The 1,522-nt window shown below is 75.9% G+C and carries 1 protein-coding gene; it reads right to left on the reverse strand.

Annotation, left to right across the window (positions count from 1 at the left end):
• A partial coding sequence (locus tag ONA70_RS36195; RefSeq protein ID WP_265010973.1) for a polyketide synthase dehydratase domain-containing protein occupies window positions 1–1,522 on the reverse strand: 1,522 nt, incomplete at both ends.

Below are 1,522 nucleotides of genomic sequence, written 5' to 3' on the forward strand. Positions count from 1 at the left end.
CCAGGTGTCCTCGTCCGGCAGCGGCAGACCCGCCGACGTGTGGGCCGGCTGGAGACGCGGCACATGGAGCGCGCCGTCGCGGATGGCCACCTGGGGCTCACCCGACCCCACGGCCCGGCCTAGGGCGGCCACGCTCTCCGCCTTCTCGTCCAGGTCCACCACGGTGATCCGGTCCGGGTGTTCGGCGAGCCCGGTGCGGAGCATCCCCCAGCAGGTGGCGGCCGCCAGGTCGCTGATCCGGTCGTCCACGCCGGTGCTCACCGCACCCCGGGTCACCACCACCAGCCGGCTGTCGGCCAGCGACTCCTCGGCCAGCCACTTCTGCAGCACCCGCAGCAGCGACTCGGTCGACCCGTGGGTGGCGGCCAGCACGTCGACGTCCGCCCCGTCGACCACCGGGCCGGCGCCGTACCAGGGCAGCACGACCGTCCGCGTCCCCGCGCCGCCCGCCTCGGCCAGCGCGGCCATGGTCGGGTACGCCGACACCGTCCCGAACGCCGCCGACCACCGGTCGACCGCGTCCGGGTCGTCGTCCAGCACCGCCACCGAACCGACCCCGCCGGGCTCCGGCGGGTCGACCGGGAGCCAGTCCACGTGCAGCAGCCACTGCGGATCCACCCGTACGGCGGTCTGTCGCCCGCCCTCGACCGGCACCTCGCGCAGCACCAGCGATTCGGCGTCCAGCACCGGCTGGCCGGCGGGGTCGTGGACGACCAGGGCGGCCTGCTCCCCGCCCCGGCGTACCAGGTGCACCCGGACACTGGTCGCCCGGTTGGCGTGCAGCCGTACGCCGGACCAGACGAACGGCAGTTGGATGCGGTTCACCTCACCGTCGGCGGCGAGGGCCAGCACGTGCAGCGCGGCGTCGAGCAGCGCCGGGTGCACCCCGTACCCGTCGACGTCGTCGCGGACCGGTTCCGGGAGCGCCACCTCGGCGTACAGGTCGTCGCCCGCACGCCAGGCGCGGCGCAGGCCCTGGAACGCCGGCCCGTACCGGTAACCGAGCTCGGCCAACCACTCGTACACCCCGTCGACCGGCAGCGGGACGGCGCCGGCCGGCGGCCACTCGGTGCGGGCGGCGGGCGGTGCGGTGGTGGGCCCGGCGGTGAGGGTCGCGGTGGCGTGGTGCGTCCAGCCGCTCTCGTCGGTGCTCCCCGACGGCCGCGAGTGGACGGTCAACCCGCGGCGGTTCTCCTCGTCCGGCGGGTCGAGGCTGACCTGCACGTCGGTCGGCTGCTCGGTGAGGAACAGCGGCTGGTGCAGGGTGAGCTCGTCGAGGTACGGGTGCCCGGTGCCGCCGCCGGCGTGCAGCGCGAGGTCCACGTACGCGGTCGCCGGAAGCAGGCAGCCGGCCGTGATGGCGTGGTCGACGAGCCACGGGTGGCTGCGGGTGGAGAGCTGGCCGGTGAGCAGGCGCTGGCCGGTGGGCGTGGCCAGCTGGCCGGTGAGCAGCGGATGCTGCGGCCCGTCCGGGCGGCGGCCCCGCCGGCCGGTGAGCCAGAACGGCTGGCGGTGGAACGGA

This window comes from Micromonospora yasonensis (assembly GCF_026013475.1).
Taxonomy (GTDB): domain Bacteria; phylum Actinomycetota; class Actinomycetes; order Mycobacteriales; family Micromonosporaceae; genus Micromonospora; species Micromonospora yasonensis.